The sequence below is a fragment of the Nostoc sp. genome, from assembly GCF_036917395.1.
Taxonomy (GTDB): Bacteria; Cyanobacteriota; Cyanobacteriia; order Cyanobacteriales; family Nostocaceae; genus Nostoc.
This window is the reverse complement of sequence record NZ_JBALDI010000060.1, coordinates 22,000-42,081: the sequence shown is the minus strand read 5'-3', so window position 1 is coordinate 42,081 and position 20,082 is coordinate 22,000. Positions and strand designations below refer to the sequence as shown.

The window sequence follows — 20,082 nt, the reverse complement described above, 5'->3', positions numbered from 1 at the left end:
ACGCCTAACAATAGGTAATGCAAAGACTTTGGACTGAAATCACCATTCAATCCTCATCATCAGGCAAATTTTCCATTTCCTCAGTAATTAGCGTCTGAAAATCTTCGTCACAATGATTATGCAGATGAACCGCAGCAGCTAAGAGTTCTGCTAGAATTTCAGCTTGTTGGTTAGCAGTTAAACTAGGTAACTGTAACTGATTAACTAATGCTTGTACTTTCAGGCACTCTGTACCTAATTCAGCAATCAAGGTACTGAGGGTTGAATTCGTGACTGCAAGAGGGCGATCGCTAATCTGCATATTCATTGTCCCAATCTTTTACGCGCTTGTTGGATTGCCTTGTCAAAAGCACGAATCTCTTTTTCCCAATGCTTAATTAAACCTTCGTCAGGAAAACTCTTCTCTGATTCCAGTCTAATCTTTTCTTGATGTTCAGTAATTCTTAGAGTCAAAGATTCAATCGCCCTTTTGTGATGCTTATTACCCATCACTCCAAACGATAGGCAACGCGGAGACTTTGGACTAAAATCACCAGAGATGCGATCGCCATCAAACCGCCCCAAAACCAGTAAGGTAAAAGCAAATACCGCTGCATTTGCGCTGTATCAGAGAGTCCAAGGGGGCCAGCAGAACTACTAAATAGATAATCAAGTTGATGGTACGTACTCACACAAGCTTGTACACCCAGCAATTGAATGACAAACCCTTGGCCCCAGCGAGGTGCTCTCAGGGCGATACCCAAGATTATTAAACCCAGCAAGGGAATTGCTACCAATCCAAACCAGGAACGTATCCAAATTAATGTGGAAAATAGCAAAAAACTCCCTAATATTTTTAAACAGAGGGTTGCTGCTCTAAAACTGCGGGAAGCCAGAATCAAAGCTGCACCGGCAAGAGGCGGCCCCATTGGCCCTGCTGCTGCAACCATTGCCGGCCCAATTGGCCCCAATCCCGACCGAATACCATAAGTTGCAACACCGGAACCATTGCTAAAAATCTGCAACTTCTGAAACTGTCCCCCTAATAGGAGTGCCATTAAGCCGTGACCCATTTCATGAAACCAAGTTGCCAAGATTGTAAATGGGTATAAGATATAATCCCCTCCTGGGATTTGCCACAGTAAAGCAGTTGCGATCGCTGCTGCAATTAACCAGGTTAGCCCCATACGTTCAACAACTGGCGGGGCTTCTTTGGTGAGCAAGGGTTTAAAATTTTTGCTTGGTTCCCTCATAAGTGACTCGATTTTGGATTTTAGATTTTAGATTTTAGATTTTCCGAAAAATTCAAAATCTAAAATTGGCAGTGTATTTTCTCTATCCTAGTGTAATTATTAAGGTAGTGGGGTTGCTGGGCAATGCAACAATTCGCACATCAAAGCGACGGCTGTAAACTATGGCGCTATCAAGAACAACATAGTTATCCGTCGCTTGTCTGATGCGGTTCATTTGTTTATCCTCCTTCAATGATGCCGGAGGATGGGCAGAAAACGCCTAGACTGATGTCACAATTGATCGAAATATCAGTTAAGCAAGTTGAAAAAGAAATGTCATTAAGTCTCCTTTACCCAAGCTGATGCGATCGCCTGGTCGCAAGCGGTGACGATTCCCCGGTAAAAGCGGCAAATTATTAATGTAGGTGCCATTGGAACTTCCCACATCCTCAACATAGTGAGCGTCTCCCTCAACGCGAATATCTGCATGAATCCGCGAGACAATTTCTGAATTGGGAAATCCTGAAACATCTATATCAGGGGGAATCCGGTCATTGAGCTTGCCGATATGAATCACAGAGAGATTTTGCGGCAATTCAATTAACCGATCACTTTGAACATGGATTAACCGCGCTGTAACCTGCTGCAATTGCGTTCTGGCAGCAGTTGCAGTTGGAGCTGCTGCTGCTGGCGGGGGTAGTTCGGCTTCAGAGGCTGGCGTTGGTTCCAAAGGTGGTGGAGTCGGAATACTTTGTCCAGAAACTACGGGTTGAGCTACAACGGTTGGCGGTGCTTCTGGGAGGCTGCTTTCTGTAACAGATACCTGTGGCGGAGCTACTGGGGTAACTGCCACCTCTGTTGGTGGTAAAGATGAGCCGGAGGGATGGGAATTAGTAGAACCGCTTATTCCCAAAGCATCTGGTTGTAAAAGTTCTAACAGTGGATCGGGTGGATCTAACGGCGGAACTTCCACAGGAATATTGGGAGTAACTGTTGCAGCTACCGCAGTATGAACATGTGGAACTCCTGCGGAGTGAAGGTTATAGCCACACTGACCGCAGAATGCAGCATCTGCCTGCACAGTTGCCCCACAACTGGGACAGTTAGTAGTCGCGGGTAAGGGTGTATAGCAAGCTTCACACTGGACAGCGCCGTCAGGGTTAGGATGATTGCAATTAGGGCAGACGATCATCGATATTTAGCCTTTGTTCAAGATCATCATAAATATAGGTAGGACTGGCAAGCAGAGAGCGGCCCTAGCTTTAGATTCTAGCAATTACTGCTGATGGAACAATGAATTGGACGCTTTGACGCGAGGAAAGGAGCAGGGGAGACAAATCAATTCAAAATTCAAAATTCAAAATTCAAAAACTTCTGCCTCTTGTGCCCAATACTTCTCTACGAGAGGCTGCGCCCTAAGCGTAGCTATGCCGTAGGCTTTACGACGCCGGCTCCATCGAGCGAACGCAAGAGCGTCTCGTAGAGAAGTCGAGATGCTCAGTACAAGTGCCCCATTGTTCAATGTTGGAGTTCCAAACCTGCTGCCGCATCCAGCAGCCACCAAAGTTCACCTTGGGGCTGAATTAAGCGGGATGGGTAAGTGAAGTCATCGGCTACAGGTGCAAAGACTTGCGCCAAAGCTGGTCGTTTATTAGCACCAGCAACCAGAAAAATCACGCTGTGAGCAGAGTTGATAAAGGGGTATGTGAAACTTATCCTGAGGTTTCCGTTTTTGTTACCTACAGTCAGCAGGCGATCGCGTACTTTGAGAGCCTCTGTGTGGGGAAACAAAGATGCGGTATGTGCATCATCACCCATTCCTAGTAATACTACATCCAATGAGGGAAACTCGACCCCAGGAGAATTGAAAAATTCTTTGAGTTGTTGTTCATACTTAGCAGCAGCCAGTTCTGGATTGGCTTCTAAAGTTGGTACGGGATGAATGTTAGCCGCTGGGATGTCAACACGATCTAGCCACGCACGACGCGTCATCAGTTCATTGCTATCGGGGTGATCTGGTGGTACGTAACGCTCATCCCCCCAGAATATATGAATTTTATCCCAAGGCAGTTTTTGATTAGCGATCGCTTCGTATAACGGTTTGGGTGTATTACCACCAGATAAGGCGATGGTAAACCGCCCCCGCTGCTCAATGGCAGTTTCTAACTTGGACAGAATTAATTCTAGCGCTCGTGCAACTAGTGCTGGCTGATCCGGTAGAACTTCAACGGTTTTCATAGCTTCATCATATTGCTGGCTTCCAGCAATACAATACCGAACTTATTACAATCCTCCTTTTGAAATTTTGAAACATTTAACATCATGGATTAAGTAGGCTGGAAAAATATAGACGCTCATTATCATTTTTAACGGTGAGTTGTCAGTAGTCAGTCGTACTAACTACTAACTACTTTCATGATTATTTTTATTTACACCCAGTTACTTGATACTTGGTTGAGTAACGCCATAGAGGATACATTTATTAATTCTTATTAAAAATTAATAAAACTAATTAATTAGAAACAATGCTTCCCAGTCAGCGATCGCTTCGCGTTGGGCGATTAATAATTGCTGAATTCCTTTTTGAGCGACATCTAGGAGTTGATCCAACTGAGTGCGGCTAAAGCTGCCTTCTTCGGCTGTTCCCTGGACTTCAATAATTCCCAGGTGTTGATTCATCACCACGTTAAAATCTACTGTTGCAGCCACATCTTCAATATAATTTAGATCCAAAAATGGCTCTTGCTCCAGTAATCCTACGGAAACTGCTGCTACCTGCCCACACAGAGGCGATCGCTCCAACCCGCCCGACTGCAACAATTTAGAAATCGCATGAGCCAAGGCGACAAAAGAGCCTGTAATCGCTGTTGTCCGAGTTCCAGCGTCTGCTTGCAAGACATCGGCATCTACAGTCAGCGTGCGTTCTCCCAGAGCCTCAAAATCCACTGCTGCGCGTAAGCTACGCCCAATTAGACGTTGAATTTCTTGCGTCCGTCCAGATAATTTTAATAATTCCCTTTCTTGCCGTTTTTGAGTAGCAGATGGTAGCATCCGGTACTCAGCAGTTAACCAGCCTTTACCAGTTCCTTCAAGAAACTTCGGAACTCCTTTAGTAACGCTAACGGTACAAAGTACCTGAGTGTCACCACATCTGGTGAGAACAGAACCGGGAGCAAAGCGGGTGAAATTGGGGTAAAAGCTGATCGGACGTAGTTCGTAGGGAAGACGGCCGTCTGGACGCTGCCAAGCCATTAGAGTTGCCTCAAGTTTTACAATACTGCCTTAAGGTTACCTTAGTGTTGTAAATCATCATTTCAGGGGCATTAGGCAATTCAATTTTGGATTTTAGATTTTGGATTATATTTCAATTCTTTAATCCAAAATCTAAAATCTAAAATTCTTACTCCCCTGCTTCTTTTCTAAGGAACTGAAAGCAGAGTCAAAATATTTTGCTGCACCATATCTGGTGACTGGTCGCCGTTGATGGTCAATAGGCGGCGACGACGGTCGTAATATTCTAGGATGGGAATGGTGTGATCGTAGAATAATTCTACACGGCGTTGCACGATTTCCGGTTGGTCATCTGGTAGCGATCGCCCCAAGGATCGGCTAACCATGACTGCTTCTGAGACTTGGAGATAAATTGCCCAATCTAGCTTTTGTCCTGAATTATCCAATGAAAAATCTAATTCTTTAGCTTGGAAGGCAGTACGGGGATAGCCTTCTAACACCCAAGCACAGTCAATATCTGGTTGTCTGAGGCGAATTTGGATCAATTCAATAATCATTTCGTCTGGAACTAACTCCCCTTTTTCCATGTAGGGCCGTGCGTGGTAACCTAGTTCACTCAAGCTAGCGTAAACCGAAAAAGAAGTCCGGGGATCGGCTTGTAACCATTGAAATTCCGGGATATGCTGATCGCCAGATATTGCTTCCCGTAAAATCTCTCCTGTAGAAATCAGAGGAATATCAAAGTATCTGCAAAGCCTTTGTCCTTGAGTGCTTTTCCCCGATCCTGAACCTCCCACAATCACCAATCTCACAACAATTAACTCCTCATCCTGTCAAATTCACTACTTGTTAAGTCTGTTTTGCCCAAACAACTGGGAAATCTAACATTTAGCGATTTTCAGCCGTTATGCCCAGCTTTTTTAAATAATTGGAACTCTAACTCATGTGTTTTCATTTTTACAACTACTTTCAGAGAAAAAACAAAAATAACTCTTGACTTCAGCACAAATGTAGTGTTTGACTAAGAATGCAATTTGCCAAATCCACCACACGTGTGAAAAACAGATTGATTATACAGGCAGATTTGTAATAATTACTGTCAACAAGAGGACTTTTGGGATAAGAGAACTCTTGGGACAGGGAGACTTTGGGGTTATCCCATAGATAAATCTATTTGCTCTGAAAACTTGGACGCCTTATACCTTGTTGCAAGCAATCTCGGAAGAAATTTTTCTTTTTTTGCATAAATGAATTTACTCTTCTTGAAAAGAAAGTAGATAAGGGGTTTTCTTTTTTCCCCAAGTCCCCAAATCTGCCTTCCCAAGAATCCTCTTTGGTCAGCAGAAAGCCTTAATTTATTGTATCTTTTTGAACTTAACCCTATGGTTGCCCAGCTAGAAACAAGTATCAATTCAACCCTTCCCTTACCATATCCAGTTGAAGGACTAGTGCAAGTTTTCACTAGTTCCCATCGCAATTTTTTTACGAGCGTTATGGCTCAATCACTGAGAATAGCTGGACAAGGAACGCCAGTATTAATAGTGCAGTTCCTCAAAGGAGGTATTCGTCAAGGACATGATCAACCCATACAATTAGGGCAAAATTTAGATTGGATTCGCTGTGATTTGCCTCGTTGTATCGATACACCACATTTAGAAGATACGGAAAACCAAGCCTTACAAAAGCTGTGGCAGTATACACAGCAGGTAGTGTGTGAGAGTAAGTATTCTCTCGTTGTCTTAGATGAGTTAAGTTTAGCGATTAACTTTGGTTTAATTCCTGAAACCGAAGTTTTAGCGTTTCTGGCAAAACGCCCTCCCCAGGTCGATATCATTCTCACAGGACCAGAGACGCCAAAATCTCTCTTGGATGTAGCAGATCAAATTACAGAGATCCGGCGGAGTTATCGACCCTAAACAAAATACTCAGTTTGTGCTAATATACCGACTCGGTTTGAATTAACGTTAGCAGCGAACTTGTGATTAAGAACGATATCTGGATTACTGAAATGGCTCAACAGGGTTTGATTTCGCCCTTTGAGCCAAGCCTAATACGTCACATTGAGAATTTACCTATAATTTCATTTGGTCTTAGCAGCTTTGGCTATGACATCAGACTGTCACCAGATGATTTTCGTATTTTCAGGCATATTCCAGGTACTGTAGTAGATCCTAAGAATTTTAATCCTGAAAACTTGGAGCGAACAGAACTCCATACTGATGTTAATGGCAAATACTTCATCCTCCCTGCCCACTCCTATGGACTTGGGGTTGCCCTTGAAAGGCTGGAAATACCAGATAATATTACAGTAATTTGTATAGGTAAGAGTACTTATGCTCGTTGTGGAATAATTGCAAATGTAACTCCAGCTGAAGCTGCTTGGCGCGGTTACTTGACACTAGAGTTATCCAACGCTTCTAGCGCTGATTGTCGCATTTACGCGAGTGAAGGAATAGTGCAGTTAATGTTTTTGGAGGGAGAACCATGTGCTGTAAATTATGAAGCACGTCAGGGTAAATATCAAGACCAGCTAAAGGGTGTAACTCTGGCTAGGGTTTAAACTTCAAAATAATTATTTAGTTTTCTCTCTGCTTTCTTTGGGAAGTGTTTGTACTTCCTGTTTACCTAAAGGCTGTACAATTTGAACAATTGTTAAAACTATGGTTGCAATAGTTAAAATAATAGTAAAATATGTCTGGTTTGTCTCAATAAAATCTTTAAGCCTACTTAATAAATCCTTTCTAGAGTTTCCAGCAATTTTTTTAGGGTCTTTTGTATAAGTGAATAACTCCTTCTTTGACCTCAATTACATAGAGGGTACAAAAATCTTGTCCTTTCCTAAGCTTAACGGTTCTTTTGCCTAAATTGAAAACTGTGATAGAAAGTTTTCCTTCATATCCAGGGTCTATCTTTGATGAAGTGTTAGATAACCCATCTTGCAGAAGAGATACTTTTGGAACTACATGGCCAAATCTAGATTTGGGAAATTGAACTGATTCAACTGTCTCAATAATTACGGCAGAACCGGGTTGAAGAGATATTGTGCCATTCTCCAACAAATCAGTTTTACCGGAGTCTCTATGATCTCTGTATTCATCACCAACTCTTAAATCATAGCTGGCATTACTAGACTTCGTATTATGAATTTGTTTGATATTCAGATTCTGTATAAAAATTACACTTCCTTCAAGACCACCAGCTTTCTCATACTCTTCCCTAGTCTCTACGACTGTTCTATTACTACCATCCAATATAAAGGGGATAACACTCATTGTTTTGTTACTTAGAGAACAAAGTGTAAGAAATTACACTTTTATTATATATTGTATACCCAATTTTTTAAGTGTTAATCTTGTTTTACTTAGACGCTACTTTTTATACCATTGTGCGATCGCCTTGAATCAAACTTAAAATTCGGAACACCAAGACACGTAGCTGTGAGGGGGTAAAAGTATAAGGAGGCTGAGGCGCCAATATTTAAGGTGCTAATCTTGCCTTACCTAGACGCTGCTTTTCATACCATTGTGCGATCGCTGGTGCCCAATCTTCAAAGTGAGGCCACATCATTTCACATAACTTTTGAATTTCAAGTTGAGCATCTTTCTTATTTCTCAGGTCACAAAAATGCAAGAAAGACCTTAAATTGAAACTAATTACAAAATGCTGGCGATAATCAAAAGGCACTTTACCTCTTGCGTGTTCTTCAGACATTCCAGCCTCAAAATCAGCTTTATATCGTTTAGCTGCGTCTTCACACCATTGCAAATCTGCTGCTCGTTGCTCTAGTGAATAGTGATATTTTTTGCCTTGTCTATCAGTGTAATAGCCAACGGGACGCAGGTAAAAAACATCTTCTATGTCTTTCTGACCTTCTACTACATCAATAAATTGGTTGCCTGTGTACCTAAAAGACTGAACATCAAATGATACGCCCACACGATGAGTACGCGCCTGCTGCATCACACTGTGGGGAAAGTAGCCACAGTTGAAAACAATCTGGGGATGTTCTAGAGGCCCATAGTGTCCCCTCTCACCGGCTAAAAGTCGCTTAACAATAACTTCGCCGCTTTGTGACTCCGAGGGCCAAGAGTCACGCTCATCAAACACGAACCCATCAGTATAGTCCTGGTGCATCGCGGCATAAATCACCTGCTGCGGGTTTGGTGTTTTGGCAATAACCTCTACTCGAAATCGATGCATTAGTTTTTGGGAATGGATTTGTGACTGAAAGTGCTTACACACAAGGAGCAGAGCCTGTTCGTTAAACATGGCTTTGAACTCGATCCATTATCATATCTCTGGCTTGGACTTCTACTTGAACAGATTCAGATACTTTACAAATATTAATACATTTGTTACAGTTATTTACATAAAGAGAAGACAGGGAAAAATCCATGCGTACAAACACTGCTATAATTGACGACCAAGGCAAACTGAACAACTTTGCGATAGAGCCAAGGATTTATATAGATGAACAAGGCGATCGCACAGGCTTCACTCCTTTTGCAGAACTGCTCAACGGTCGTTTAGCAATGATTGGTTTTGTCTCTCTAATAGCATTAGAAGTATTCACAGGACACGGCATTGTTGGTATTTTGACAAGCCTGTAAAAGCTAATTTCTATAACTCACAGCGTTTTTCAGGTAAATGAAGTACACGGGTAGGGGCACAACATTGTTGTGCCCTTACGATAATCTGAACTCACCAAGTTGCAATCTGCTGTAATTATCAACAAATGTAAGAGACGGTAAATTTACCGTCTCTTAATTTATGGGAAACTTAGTGGTAGATTAAAAATATACTGATAGCAAAAGCTGTTAGTTATCAGTGTAAAGTTATCAGGGAAATTATGGCTTTAACTGCTTCAACTATGTTGCCGCTAGGCACAAAAGCACCAGATTTTGATCTACCGGAAGTAGTATCTGGAAAGGCAACTTCACTTTCTACCTTTGCAGAGAAAAAAGTGCTGTTGGTAATGTTCATTTGTCGGCATTGCCCGTTTGTAAAGCACGTCCAAAAAGAATTAGCGCAGTTAGGAAAAGATTATTTTACAGGTGATTTAGCGATCGTTGCCATTAGTGCTAACGATGCAAAGAATTATCCAGATGATGCGCCAGAGTCGTTACAAGCATTTGTTACAGAACAAGGGTTTAGTTTTACATTATGCTACGACGAGAGCCAGGAAACGGCAAAGACTTATACAGCAGCTTGCACACCAGACTTTTTTGTATTTGATGACCAACGCCAACTTGTTTATCGGGGGCAATTAGACGATAGCCGTCCGAGTAATGGTAAACCTGTAACAGGCGCAGATTTACGCGCAGCCATTGAAGCAGCGCTGGCGGGTAAACCTGTTACAAGCGAGCAAAAGCCGAGTGTTGGTTGCAATATTAAATGGAAATCTGGAAACCAACCCAGTTATTTTGGTTGAAAGGAACTAGGTATTGGGTATTGGGTACTGGAAAATGTTTTTAGTCCCCAATCCCTAGTCCCCCTAACTATCAGTGTTTAATTTCCAAATTAAGTATGTAGCATCCTAGTTGGACTTTTTCTGCCCACAATTCATATTCCAGACGCAAATGTTCTGGCAAGGGATGTCCGTTGAGAGTTAGGCTATTAGTAAAATTTCGTAAACGAATCGGATTGTTAGGTTGGAATGACTCAGTTGGCAACCAATAGCGACTAATCCCATAAACGCCCTGTTCCCAAAAGTGACGGTAACTCACTTGAGCGTTACCTTGCATAGTCATAATCACCCGGTAAGGGGAAATTTCCAGCCACAAAATTCTGGGACTGTTAGGGGCATAAGCTTTGCTCTTACTTTGGGTAAGTGTGTCATCTGGACTTACGACACTCTTTACTTCGCAGCTAATTAGGGGCGGTGCAGTTAACAGCAAATGGAATCTATTAGTATCCTTTTGATACAATGTCGCGGCAGTTTCCACAACAGACCAGATTGGTAGGTCAGTGGAAATAAGTGATAAGCACACGGGCTTGCGGTGATGGGTGAGCATGGGAGCGATAAGGGCTAAAAGCTATTGAACAAAGTAAAATGAACACTCTAACTGTCTAATAGGTCACTGGTAAGAAACTAAATAGTAAAACAGGCTTAATATTAATGAATCAGCTGATTTGTCAAGCTACAAAAATTTAGATAGAAACAGGTAGAATGTCAGCTTAGATAGCAAAAACGGTATTTTTCTAGAGAAAGCCAATTCGTAAGTAAAGCTTGTAAATATTCTAAGGCTATAGCCTCAAAACAGTGGGAGTCGTTTTAGATGCTAAGAAACCTTCTTGAGGGAGACTTGCCGTAGATTGGAGTAAGTTTCATACAGCAAAAAGCGATAGGACATTAGGCAGGAAGTCACTAGCAGCGACAAATAAAGTCACTGATAAACTTCCGGTGTATTCAAAAGCCAGTGTATCCTAATGTCAGCTTCTGTTATAACCGTAGAAGCTCACAAAGACCTTTCTCACAAGTTAGTTATTCAGCAGCCCTTTTATTCGGCTATCTTTACAAGCTCGCATCTGGGGAGCATCCCAATGCAAGCAAATTTACTAAAATCGTTAAAAGTCAATTGCGAATGAAGCATACTCCAACTCTACAAGATGCTCTTGGGTTTGTGCAGCGTTGCGAAGAAAAGAATCGTAAAGTGTGTGTAATATAACCCGCGAGCAGTAAAAAAACTAGAGCTAAATTTCCTTCCAAGAAACTGATACACAAAGGAATAAGAGCCAAAATTGAAACACTCATGTTCTCTGTACTCAATACTGCTTAAAGCTTAACCGAACCGTATTGACCCAATACCTTTTTGTTTAATGTTAAGAAATATTTCGTTAATAGCGTCTATGACTAGTGACATGGATCACAAAGGAGAAAACGCGTTACATTTATTTACGATATCTTCAGTAGACCTTTATATATCTAATGTTTCATCATTTTAGAAAACGAAAAATCAGATGCCATTTTTAATACAAGAGAAGAAATGGGTTTGAGTTTTTATTTTCTAATACAATGCACAAAAGAGTGACTTTTTGATAAAAGTCACTTGTAACAAGAATTCTAAATTATTCTCTCACAATAGTGATGATAGAGCGCTAAACCCATTTAAAAGGAAATTGCATGTGGATCGTCAAAATTGCTTTACGTCTTCCATATACATTCGCGATCGCTGCCTTGATGATTGTGATATTAGGTGTAGTAACAATATTTGGTACAGCGGTTGACATTTTTCCGGCAATCAACATTCCGGTTGTCAGTATAGTTTGGACTTATACTGGTACTACATCTGAGGAAATGGCACAGCGAATCGTGACAATTAGCGAACGTGCCATGACAACAACTGTTGGGGACATCGAACACATTGAGTCTCAATCTTTAAGTGGTGTTAGTGTTGTCAAGGTTTTCTTCCAACCGAGCGTCAATATAGCCTCAGCCGTCGCTCAAATCACCTCTGTGAGCCAAACAATTCTCCGCCCTTTGCCACCTGGGATCACGCCGCCATTCATCATTCAATACAACGCTTCCAGCGTGCCGATTATCCAGATGAGTGTCAGCAGCAAAAACTTGCCGGAACAAGCGCTCAACGACTTTGCTACTAACGTTGTCCGCACCCAGTTAGCAACAGTGCAAGGTGCGAGTGTACCTTTGCCCTATGGTGGTAAACCTCGGCAAATTATGGTTGATATCGATCCCCAAGCGATGTTGGCTAAAGGCGTTTCTGCCCAAGACGTGACTAATGCTGTCAGTGCCCAAAACTTGGTTTTGCCCGCAGGCAATATGAAGATAGGCGCTCGCGACTTCGCCGTACAAATCAACAATAGTCCAGATGTAGTGGCAGCCCTCAACGACTTGCCGATAAAACAAGTCAATGGTAATGTGACTTACATTCGTGATGTCGCGCAGGTACGAGATGGCTTTGCCGTACAAGCGAATATAGTACGTGAAAATGGCAAGCGCTCAAGCTTACTGAGTATTCTCAAGAGTGGCAATGCCTCAACTATTGATGTGATTGATCGGGTAAAAAAAGCTTTGCCTCGCATCCAATCCACTTTACCCCCAGGACTGAATTTAGCGTTTTTGTTCGATCAATCTGTATTTGTTAAGGCTTCGATTCAAGGCGTTCTCAAAGAAGGATTGATTGCAGGATGTCTCACCGCGCTGATGATTCTGGTTTTCCTGGGAAGTTGGCGCAGCACTGTAATTGTAGCCGTATCGATTCCCCTCTCGATGCTGGTTTCGATTATTGTGATGAGTCGTTTGGGACAAACTTTCAATATTATGACTTTAGGTGGTTTGTCCTTAGCTGTCGGTATTCTCGTAGATGATGCCACAGTCGAAATTGAAAATATCCACCGAAATCTTGGACAAGGTAAACCAATCAAGCGAGCAATCTTAGATGGAGCGCAGCAAATTGCAACTCCAGCACTTGTAGCAACATTATGTATTTGTATTGTCTTTGTGCCGGTGGTGTTTCTAAGTGGAGTGGCAAAGTACCTGTTTGTCCCGCTAGCGATGGCGGTAGTATTTGCCATGCTTGCTTCTTATGTGCTATCTCGGACTGTAGTACCGACGATGGCAAATTATTTCCTACCACATGAAGCGCACTTGCATAGAGAAAGTGAGGATCATAATGGTCATGGCGACAAGCATAATATAGATTCGCCAGTCCAAAACAATAATGGTCGCGACAAACATCATATAGATTCCCCAGTCCAAAACAATAATGGTCGTGACAACCACCATACCCATTCGCCAATCGAAATCCATGATAGTCGCGACAACCACCACACCCATTCACCAGTCCAAAACAATAATGGTCACGACAATCAGCACCAAAGGTCAGAAGTAACAACGAAAACTGCCGAACCTGTTAAGAAAGATTGGATATGGCGGCTACACGAAAAGTTTAACCGACAATTTGAGAAATTTCGCAGTTGGTACTACGATGTCCTCACCTCAGCATTAAATCACCGCCGTATAGTCTTTGTGCTGTTTGGTGCTTTTATAGTAAGTGCAGGAGTTTTGTTGCCGTTCGTCGGTCAAGACTTTTTCCCTGAAGTCGATGGTGGTCAGTTTAGCCTACACGTTCGAGCCTTACCTGGTACTCGTTTGGAAGAGACAGAAAGAATTGTTAGCCAAGTCGAAGGCGTTATTCGCCAGACTGTACCGAAGGAAAATCTCTCGAAGATTCTGGATAACATCGGCTTACCCAACAGTGGCATTAACCTTACCTATGGCTACAACGGTGCTACAATTGGCCCGGCTGATGCTGATATTCTTGTCTCGTTAAAAGAATCTGGTTCAACTTTTTCTTACGTCAAGCAATTACGCCAGAAATTGAAAGCGACATTTCCCAATTACACCTTCTTTTTTGAGCCGGCTGATATTGTTACTCAAATTCTGAATTTCGGTTTGCCTGCTGCTGTTGACGTGCAAATATCTGGCCCTCTGCAAAACTCAAAGGCTAACTTTAAAATTGCCAAACAAATCGAAGCCCGGATGATGCTCATTCCTGGCGCTGTAGATGTACACATGCAACAAGTTGTCGATGCGCCAGAGTTACGTCTTGATGTAGATCGCACTGAGGCTCAACAACTGGGTATGACCCAGCGTGATGTTGCTAATAGTGTTCTCACTTCCTTAAGTTCAAGCGGTCAAGCTGCAATTAACCAATGGCTCGATCCCAAAAAAGGCGTAAGTTACACCCTTGCTGTACAAGTTCCCCAGTACAAAATTGACTCTATTGACAGCCTGAAAAATACCCCAGTTAGTAACGGTCAAACTGCACCCCAACTTTTAGGTAATTTGGCTAGTGTCAGACGCGACACAGTAATGCAAGTTGTCAATCACTACAACATTCAGCCAGTTTTCGATATCTACGCTAACTCCTACGATCGCGATCTGGGGGGAGTTGCCCGCGATGTGGATCGAATTATCGCTGATTATAAGAAAAAATTGCCTCACGGTAGTCAGATTAATGTCCGCGGACAAGTGCAAACGATGAACTCTTCGTTCCTGGGACTTGGTTTCGGACTTGTATTTGCAATTGTGCTGGTTTACTGCTTAATGGTGGTGAACTTCCAATCTTGGCTCGATCCCCTGATTATTATGATGGCATTGCCAAGTGCTTTAGCTGGTATTGTCTGGATGCTGTTTGTCACCCGCACTACTTTCAGCGTTCCTTCGTTAATGGGTGCAATTATGAGTATAGGTGTGGCGACATCAAACAGTATTCTAATGATCACTTTTGCTAATGACCAGCGTCAAGAAGGTGAAAATGCCTATAAAGCAGCGCAAGCGGCGGGTCACACACGGTTGCGTCCTGTATTAATGACTGCCTTAGCCATGCTCATTGGTATGGTGCCAATGTCTCTCGGTCTTGGTGAAGGTGGTGAGCAGAATGCGCCCTTGGGTCGCGCTGTAATTGGCGGCTTGTCAGCTGCAACAGTTGCGACTCTCATCTTTGTACCTGTTGTATACAGCATGTTACGGCGTAAACAACCTCGTCCTATTAATCAGGATGATGACGATTTAAATTTCTCAGATCCACAGACCGCATACTCGTTCTCATCATCCCAAGGCAAGGAGTAAGCAATTTAAAGAACAAAATTGCTAAAGCCAATGATGGTAATGACTCTAGCTGCTGAATTTCTGCAAATTAGACAATATGGGACAGCTTACCTATGGATTCTCAGCCTCCTGCATCTCCTGATTCTCAACAACAAACGACTTCTAAAAAAAGGCGCGGCATCGGTCGAATTGGTTGGGCTGTAATTGGTGCTGTTTTTTTTGGTAGCCTACTAGCTATAGGTATTCTGCCTCGGTTAAGCCAAAAATCAGAATTACAAGCAGCAGTTAAGGAAGCAAGCACCGTACCCTTAGTCAACATTATCACTCCCCGTCGCGCTGCTGCTACTACCAATTTGGAACTACCTGGTAGTGTTGTAGCCCTTAATCAAACGACCATCTACGCTCGCAGTACTGGGTATTTGCGGCGGTGGTACGCAGATATTGGCGATCGCGTCCAGGCGGGTCAATTATTAGCAGAGATTGATTCACCAGACATAGATCAGCAAGTTTTGCAAGCGAAGGCAGAGTTCGTGCAAGCACAAGCTAATGTGCTTCAAAGTCGTGCTAGTTTAGCTAAAGGTGTTTCTGATTTGAAGCAAGCCCAGGCTAATCTATTGATCGCACGTCAGAGTTGGCAACGCTGGAGTGTTCTTGTGAAGCAAGGTGCAGTGCCTCAACAAGATGCTGATACAAGATATGCCACATATCAGGCTAATCTTGCCAACGTTGAGGCAGCAAAAAATACTATCAATTCTGACTCTGCTAACGTCAAAGCAGCACAAGCTAACGCCTACGCCATTCAAGCAAACTTCCAACGTAATATCGTATTGCAGTCTTACAAGAAAGTCACTGCTCCTTTCGCAGGAGTAATTACCGCACGTAATGTAAATACAGGTGTTTTAATTTCAGCAGGTAGTGGCAACAGCAATACTAGTAGTAACACCAGTACCAGCAACACCAATACTAGCAATACTAGCCTTTATACTATTGCTGCTTATGACAAGCTAAATGTGAATGTGAATGTTCCACAGAGTTTATCACCGTCATTTCAGACTGGTCAAACAGCAGAAATTACAGTCAAAGAGTTACCACAACGAGCGTTTACAGGTAAAGTAGTGCGTAGTAGCAACGCTATAGATCCAAATACTCGCACTTTGCTGACACAATTAGAAGTGGAGAATTACAACGCGACGCTGCGACCTGGGATGTATGCCACTGTGAAATTTGCGATTAACCGCACTAATACTCCCTTTGTTGTGCCAGATAGTGCCTTAGTCGTTAACGCCGGAGGTACGCAGGTAGCAACTCTAACCAAAGACCAAACAGTGCATTATCAAAAAGTTGTCGTTGGGCGAGATTATGGTACTGAAGTAGAAATTACATCAGGTCTAACAGGAAATGAATCGCTGATTGCCACTCCTACGGTTGATGAGACAGAGGGTTTACGTGTGCAGCCAGTTGCACAAAAAAAGTAGACTCAATGTTGTCAATTTACAGCGCTTTTCATCTAAGTGAGGTACATTAACCCACCCTCCCCGATACCTTGGGGAGGTTAGGGAAGGGGTCTACTTCAATTAATTTGCAATCTGCTACTTGCCGAAGGCATCGCTCTCAGTGAGGATTTTATTTTATGGAAGTCTCTTATAAGCAGTAACCAATAGTTGAGGAACTCAAATTATACAAGTAACAATGATTAGTTTTGAACCTTCGGACAGGCTGCTGCGTCACTATGCAATACAGTTCAGTTAAGCATTTCTTCCTTCTCTTCTTTCTCTTGCTTTGCGTCCTTCTCTACGAGACGCTACGCGAATGCGTCCTTTGCGGTTCGTTAAAAAAATTTACTTTGGCAAAGAGTTAAATTTTAACCCAAGCGTATTGCGTCACTATGTGGATCAACACGTGTAGACTATATTGCTTGGAAAAAAGAGCAGCCCCAAGCGATGACGCGACAAGCGAACAAAACAGTTAAAGGTCAGCAGTGTTAATCAAGCAAATATTTTATCCCGGTTATGGGGTGCATCAAAATCAATCAGTGGACCTTTTGGGACGATGCGAGTTGGATTAACCTGGGGATGGCTCTTATAATAATGCCGTTTGATGTGGTCAAGATTGCAAGTCTCTTTGACTCCCGGCAGTTGGTAAAGTTCTTTGAGATAATTCCACAGATTTGGATAATCTACAATCCTGCGTAAGTTGCATTTGAAATGCACATAATAAACTACATCGAAACGAAACAGAGTAGTGAACATACACCAATCCGTCTCAGTAATTTCGTTTCCGCAAAGATAGCGTTGATTTCCCAATATTTTTTCCCAGTAGTCGAGAGCCGTAAATAATTCCGTTACCGCTTCATCATAAGCCGATTGAGTGGTAGCAAATCCCGCCCGGTAGACACCGTTATTTATTGGTTGATAAATTGTATCAATCGTCTTGTCAATTACTTTTTGTAAATGTTCTGGATAAAAGTTAATATTTTGTTTAGCGAAAGCATTAAATTCTGTATCAAACATGCGGATGATTTCACGGGATTCATTATTGACAATTGTCCGATTTTGGATATCCCATAAAACTGGAACTGTCACCCGGCCGCTATAGTTAGGGTCAGCCTTCAGATAAAGTTGCCAAAGATATTGAGTACCGTTGACTGTATCAGGAATGGACCCCGCTTCATCGCCAAATTCCCAGCTATTTTGATCAATTTCTGCTGCAACGACCGATAATCCAATGACATCTTGGAGTCCTTTCAATTGGCGGATAATGGCGGTGCGACACGCCCAAGGGCAAGCCCAAGAAATATACAGATGATAGCGTCCCGCTTCAGCTTTCAAACCACTAGAACCATCAGCTGTAATCTGGTTGCGGAAAGTTGTTGATGGACGGATAAATTTACCTTCTGAGTCTTCTTGATCTCTTTGAGATACCCACTGACCATTCTTAAGAATTCCCAAACCCATAATTATCTCCTTAGTTTTTAGTCAACAGTCAAGAATCTAAAACTCTGGACTTTTGACTTTTGACTATTCAGCGTTGAGGATTTTTGGTACTTTGAAAAATTCCCCTTCTTGTTCAGGCGCACTGTTGAGAATACTTTCCCGGTCTGGATAGGGTTGCAATTCATCCTCTCGTGTGATGTTGCTGACATCAATTGCCCGTGTTGTTGGGGGCACATTACTAACATCAAGTTCATTCAACTGTTCAATATAATCCAAAATATTTCCTAACTGGGTAGTGAATTGTTCCTCTTCTTCTGGAGTCAATTCTAAACGAGCAAGATTAGCTACTTTATGAACTTGTTCTTGGTCAATCATATTTTTTTAGTTAGGAGTTAGGAGAGACGCGATTAATCGCGTTTGTACAAGAGTTAGGAGAGACGCGATTAATCGCGTCTGTACAAGAGTTAGGAGTGAATGATTCATAATTCCTAACTCATCACTTTTAGAAGAATACGTCGATTTGCGATCGCTTAGTGGTTTTCAGCCAGTTTTGGGCTTCGATGTAGTTATTGGGAGCCATGCGAATAGCTCGAATCCAATAGTCTGCTGCTTGGTCAAACAGTGCTTCGCCAGCCTCGTTATCTCCAGCTTCTTTCTCCCTTTCACCTTGGTAGTGATAAATCACGGCGATGTTGTTCAAGGCTTGGGGCATACGTGGGTTTAACTCAATTGCCTGGTGATACAGTTCTAAAGCTTTTTTGTGGTCGCCGTTGCTGGCATAGATTAGCCCCATATTGTAAAGAATATAGCCGCGATCGTTGGTATCTTCCTCTAGTGTTAAAGCTTCTTCATAGTATTCTAATGCTTCAGCATATTCCCCTTCTGCTTGAGCTGACATACCATCTCGATAATAAACAAACGCTTCTTTAGCTTTTTTGTTGGTTGGCAGGATTTTCAGGATGATATCCGCCATTACTGTAAAGGATTTGTCAACAAAATTATCGTTTTTTTGTGTTCTTGGCATATTTGTCTCTGGGGATTGGGGATTGGAGAACTCGGTGTCCCCTCTGGGGATAAGGGGTAATGGGGATTGGGGAACTCGGTGTCCCCTCTGGGGATAAGGGGTAATGAGCATGGGGCATTGGGGAGCCACTGCGTTGTCCGGGTTCCCCGGCTTGAAGCAAGTGGCGTCATGGGGCAATAATCAATAGTTTTTCTTCCCCTGCTTCCTTTGCTTCCTCATCTTCCCAATCCCTTAGTACACTTAATAGCTAATTTAACTGATTTGCGGTGGCATTCTTCTCACTGAGTGGGATGATGCACTCTTGACTATTATGGCGAGAGTTGTTTACCAAGGTGCTAACTTGATAGGCAGTCATTGCTGACGCTGGATAGGGACGCAATAACTGCTGTAGGGTTTGGGGCGTTTGCACCTGCAAACCTAGCCATAAATCGTAATCTTGTGGCTCTAGAATCACTGGCATCCGCTCGTGGATAGGTTGGAGTAATTCGTTAGCTGCCGTTGTCAAAATTGTACAAGAGATTATTTCCTCGTTAGCAGGCGATCGCCATTTCTCCCACAAACCTGCAAAGCCGAAGGGTTGCCCATCTTGAAGGCGAAAATAAAACGGCTGTTTTTTGCCTTGTTGCCGTTGCCACTCATAAAAGCCATCAGCTAGCACTAAACAGCGTCTATGCTTAAAAGCCGAACGAAAAGAGGGTTTTTCGGCAACAGTTTCTGCCCTAGCGTTAATCAGCTTTGCCCCCATTCCTGCATCTTTCGCCCATGACGGAATTAAGCCCCAATGCAACTGCTTAAATTCACGCTTTTCGCTTTCGGGATTTTGTAACACTGTTGCCACCATTTGCGTAGGTGCAATGTTATATTCGGCTGCTAAATCGGGAACTGACTCGACATGGAAAACTTGAGATAATCCTGCTGCTGACTGGTTTAGAGTAAATCTTCCACACATACTTTTATTCTCGATCCCTAACTAAATTAAACATCTCAATCTAGAAATAAATAATATTTTTTTTTATTTTTTCGGATAATTTTATGTAGTACGCTCAGATGCTAAATCTAAAAAAAATTATCCGGTTTTTGGAAAATCTTTTGGTAAGATATTGTATTTTG

22 protein-coding genes are annotated in these 20,082 nt (G+C 42.5%); 6 read left to right on the top strand and 16 right to left on the bottom strand.

Annotated elements, in window-relative coordinates:
* Positions 1-46: 46 nt before the first annotated feature.
* The 9 genes from V7K46_RS20895 to V7K46_RS20855 all read right to left on the bottom strand — a co-directional run bounded on the left by V7K46_RS20895 (position 47) and on the right by V7K46_RS20855 (position 5,904).
* The gene (locus tag V7K46_RS20895) at positions 47-307 is read right to left on the bottom strand and encodes a hypothetical protein (RefSeq protein ID WP_334722419.1); all 261 of its coding nucleotides are present in this window, start codon (positions 305-307) and stop codon (positions 47-49) included.
* Complete coding sequence (locus V7K46_RS20890) at positions 304-489, bottom strand: hypothetical protein (protein WP_335116419.1); 186 nt, start codon at positions 487-489, stop codon at positions 304-306. The genes V7K46_RS20895 and V7K46_RS20890 overlap by 4 nt, the downstream gene beginning before the upstream one ends.
* Positions 489-1,232 carry a M50 family metallopeptidase gene (locus V7K46_RS20885; protein ID WP_335116417.1) on the bottom strand — a complete coding sequence of 248 codons (744 nt, stop codon included), beginning with the start codon at positions 1,230-1,232 and terminating at the stop codon, positions 489-491. The genes V7K46_RS20890 and V7K46_RS20885 overlap by 1 nt, the downstream gene beginning before the upstream one ends.
* Positions 1,233-1,314: 82 nt before the next feature.
* Positions 1,315-1,446 carry a hypothetical protein gene (locus tag V7K46_RS20880; RefSeq protein WP_298919359.1) on the bottom strand — a complete coding sequence of 44 codons (132 nt, stop codon included), beginning with the start codon at positions 1,444-1,446 and terminating at the stop codon, positions 1,315-1,317.
* Between the two features lie 78 nt (positions 1,447-1,524).
* Entirely contained in the window at positions 1,525-2,403 is an 879-nt protein-coding gene (locus V7K46_RS20875) for an FHA domain-containing protein (RefSeq protein WP_335116415.1), read from the bottom strand.
* Between the two features lie 326 nt (positions 2,404-2,729).
* Positions 2,730-3,449, bottom strand: coding sequence for a 6-phosphogluconolactonase (pgl, locus tag V7K46_RS20870; protein WP_335116413.1), 720 nt, complete (start codon positions 3,447-3,449; stop codon positions 2,730-2,732).
* A gap of 270 nt (positions 3,450-3,719) precedes the next feature.
* On the bottom strand, positions 3,720-4,463 hold the full coding sequence (rph, locus tag V7K46_RS20865; RefSeq protein WP_335116411.1) for a ribonuclease PH: 744 nt from the start codon (positions 4,461-4,463) through the stop codon (positions 3,720-3,722).
* Positions 4,464-4,630: 167 nt separating this feature from the next.
* On the bottom strand, positions 4,631-5,254 hold the full coding sequence (locus V7K46_RS20860) for an adenylate kinase family protein (RefSeq protein ID WP_335116409.1): 624 nt from the start codon (positions 5,252-5,254) through the stop codon (positions 4,631-4,633).
* A gap of 341 nt (positions 5,255-5,595) precedes the next feature.
* The gene (locus V7K46_RS20855; protein WP_335116645.1) at positions 5,596-5,904 is read right to left on the bottom strand and encodes a hypothetical protein; all 309 of its coding nucleotides are present in this window, start codon (positions 5,902-5,904) and stop codon (positions 5,596-5,598) included.
* On the opposite strand from V7K46_RS20855, the gene V7K46_RS20850 reads away from it, so the two are divergent.
* Both V7K46_RS20850 and dcd read left to right on the top strand, forming a co-directional pair.
* Positions 5,825-6,358, top strand: a complete 534-nt coding sequence (locus tag V7K46_RS20850; protein ID WP_335116407.1) for a P-loop NTPase family protein — start codon at positions 5,825-5,827, stop codon at positions 6,356-6,358. The two genes, V7K46_RS20855 and V7K46_RS20850, sit on opposite strands and share 80 nt — an antisense overlap.
* 62 nt (positions 6,359-6,420) lie before the next feature.
* Positions 6,421-7,002: a dCTP deaminase gene (dcd, locus tag V7K46_RS20845; RefSeq protein ID WP_442939859.1), complete on the top strand. Its 582-nt coding sequence runs from the start codon at positions 6,421-6,423 to the stop codon at positions 7,000-7,002.
* Positions 7,003-7,204: 202 nt separating this feature from the next.
* On the opposite strand, the gene V7K46_RS20840 is transcribed toward dcd, so the two are convergent.
* Together V7K46_RS20840 and thyX are read right to left on the bottom strand one after the other, a co-directional pair.
* Positions 7,205-7,714: a dCTP deaminase gene (locus V7K46_RS20840; protein ID WP_335116405.1), complete on the bottom strand. Its 510-nt coding sequence runs from the start codon at positions 7,712-7,714 to the stop codon at positions 7,205-7,207.
* Positions 7,715-7,919: 205 nt separating this feature from the next.
* A complete protein-coding gene (thyX, locus tag V7K46_RS20835) occupies positions 7,920-8,642 on the bottom strand; it encodes an FAD-dependent thymidylate synthase (protein ID WP_335116403.1) in 723 nt (240 codons plus the stop codon).
* A 194-nt stretch (positions 8,643-8,836) separates the two neighbouring features.
* On the opposite strand from thyX, the gene V7K46_RS20830 reads away from it, so the two are divergent.
* Together V7K46_RS20830 and V7K46_RS20825 are read left to right on the top strand one after the other, a co-directional pair.
* Positions 8,837-9,052 (top strand): high light inducible protein, encoded by a 216-nt coding sequence (locus V7K46_RS20830; RefSeq protein WP_335116401.1) that lies wholly within the window; start codon positions 8,837-8,839, stop codon positions 9,050-9,052.
* Between the two features lie 239 nt (positions 9,053-9,291).
* A complete protein-coding gene (locus tag V7K46_RS20825; protein WP_335116399.1) occupies positions 9,292-9,873 on the top strand; it encodes a thioredoxin family protein in 582 nt (193 codons plus the stop codon).
* A 70-nt stretch (positions 9,874-9,943) separates the two neighbouring features.
* On the opposite strand, the gene V7K46_RS20820 is transcribed toward V7K46_RS20825, so the two are convergent.
* On the bottom strand, positions 9,944-10,456 hold the full coding sequence (locus tag V7K46_RS20820; protein WP_335116397.1) for a hypothetical protein: 513 nt from the start codon (positions 10,454-10,456) through the stop codon (positions 9,944-9,946).
* A gap of 1,109 nt (positions 10,457-11,565) precedes the next feature.
* On the opposite strand from V7K46_RS20820, the gene V7K46_RS20815 reads away from it, so the two are divergent.
* Complete coding sequence (locus V7K46_RS20815) at positions 11,566-15,036, top strand: efflux RND transporter permease subunit (RefSeq protein ID WP_335116395.1); 3,471 nt, start codon at positions 11,566-11,568, stop codon at positions 15,034-15,036.
* A 92-nt stretch (positions 15,037-15,128) separates the two neighbouring features.
* Complete coding sequence (locus V7K46_RS20810) at positions 15,129-16,490, top strand: efflux RND transporter periplasmic adaptor subunit (protein ID WP_335116394.1); 1,362 nt, start codon at positions 15,129-15,131, stop codon at positions 16,488-16,490.
* A 510-nt stretch (positions 16,491-17,000) separates the two neighbouring features.
* On the opposite strand, the gene V7K46_RS20805 is transcribed toward V7K46_RS20810, so the two are convergent.
* The 4 genes from V7K46_RS20805 to V7K46_RS20790 all read right to left on the bottom strand — a co-directional run bounded on the left by V7K46_RS20805 (position 17,001) and on the right by V7K46_RS20790 (position 19,921).
* Positions 17,001-17,969, bottom strand: a complete 969-nt coding sequence (locus V7K46_RS20805) for a glutathione S-transferase family protein (protein ID WP_335116392.1) — start codon at positions 17,967-17,969, stop codon at positions 17,001-17,003.
* 63 nt (positions 17,970-18,032) lie between these two features.
* Positions 18,033-18,323, bottom strand: a complete 291-nt coding sequence (gene gatC, locus V7K46_RS20800) for an Asp-tRNA(Asn)/Glu-tRNA(Gln) amidotransferase subunit GatC (protein ID WP_273764277.1) — start codon at positions 18,321-18,323, stop codon at positions 18,033-18,035.
* A gap of 127 nt (positions 18,324-18,450) precedes the next feature.
* The gene (locus V7K46_RS20795; RefSeq protein ID WP_298919396.1) at positions 18,451-18,972 is read right to left on the bottom strand and encodes a photosystem I assembly protein Ycf3; all 522 of its coding nucleotides are present in this window, start codon (positions 18,970-18,972) and stop codon (positions 18,451-18,453) included.
* A 247-nt stretch (positions 18,973-19,219) separates the two neighbouring features.
* Entirely contained in the window at positions 19,220-19,921 is a 702-nt protein-coding gene (locus V7K46_RS20790; RefSeq protein ID WP_335116390.1) for an SOS response-associated peptidase, read from the bottom strand.
* Positions 19,922-20,082 lie beyond the last annotated feature (161 nt).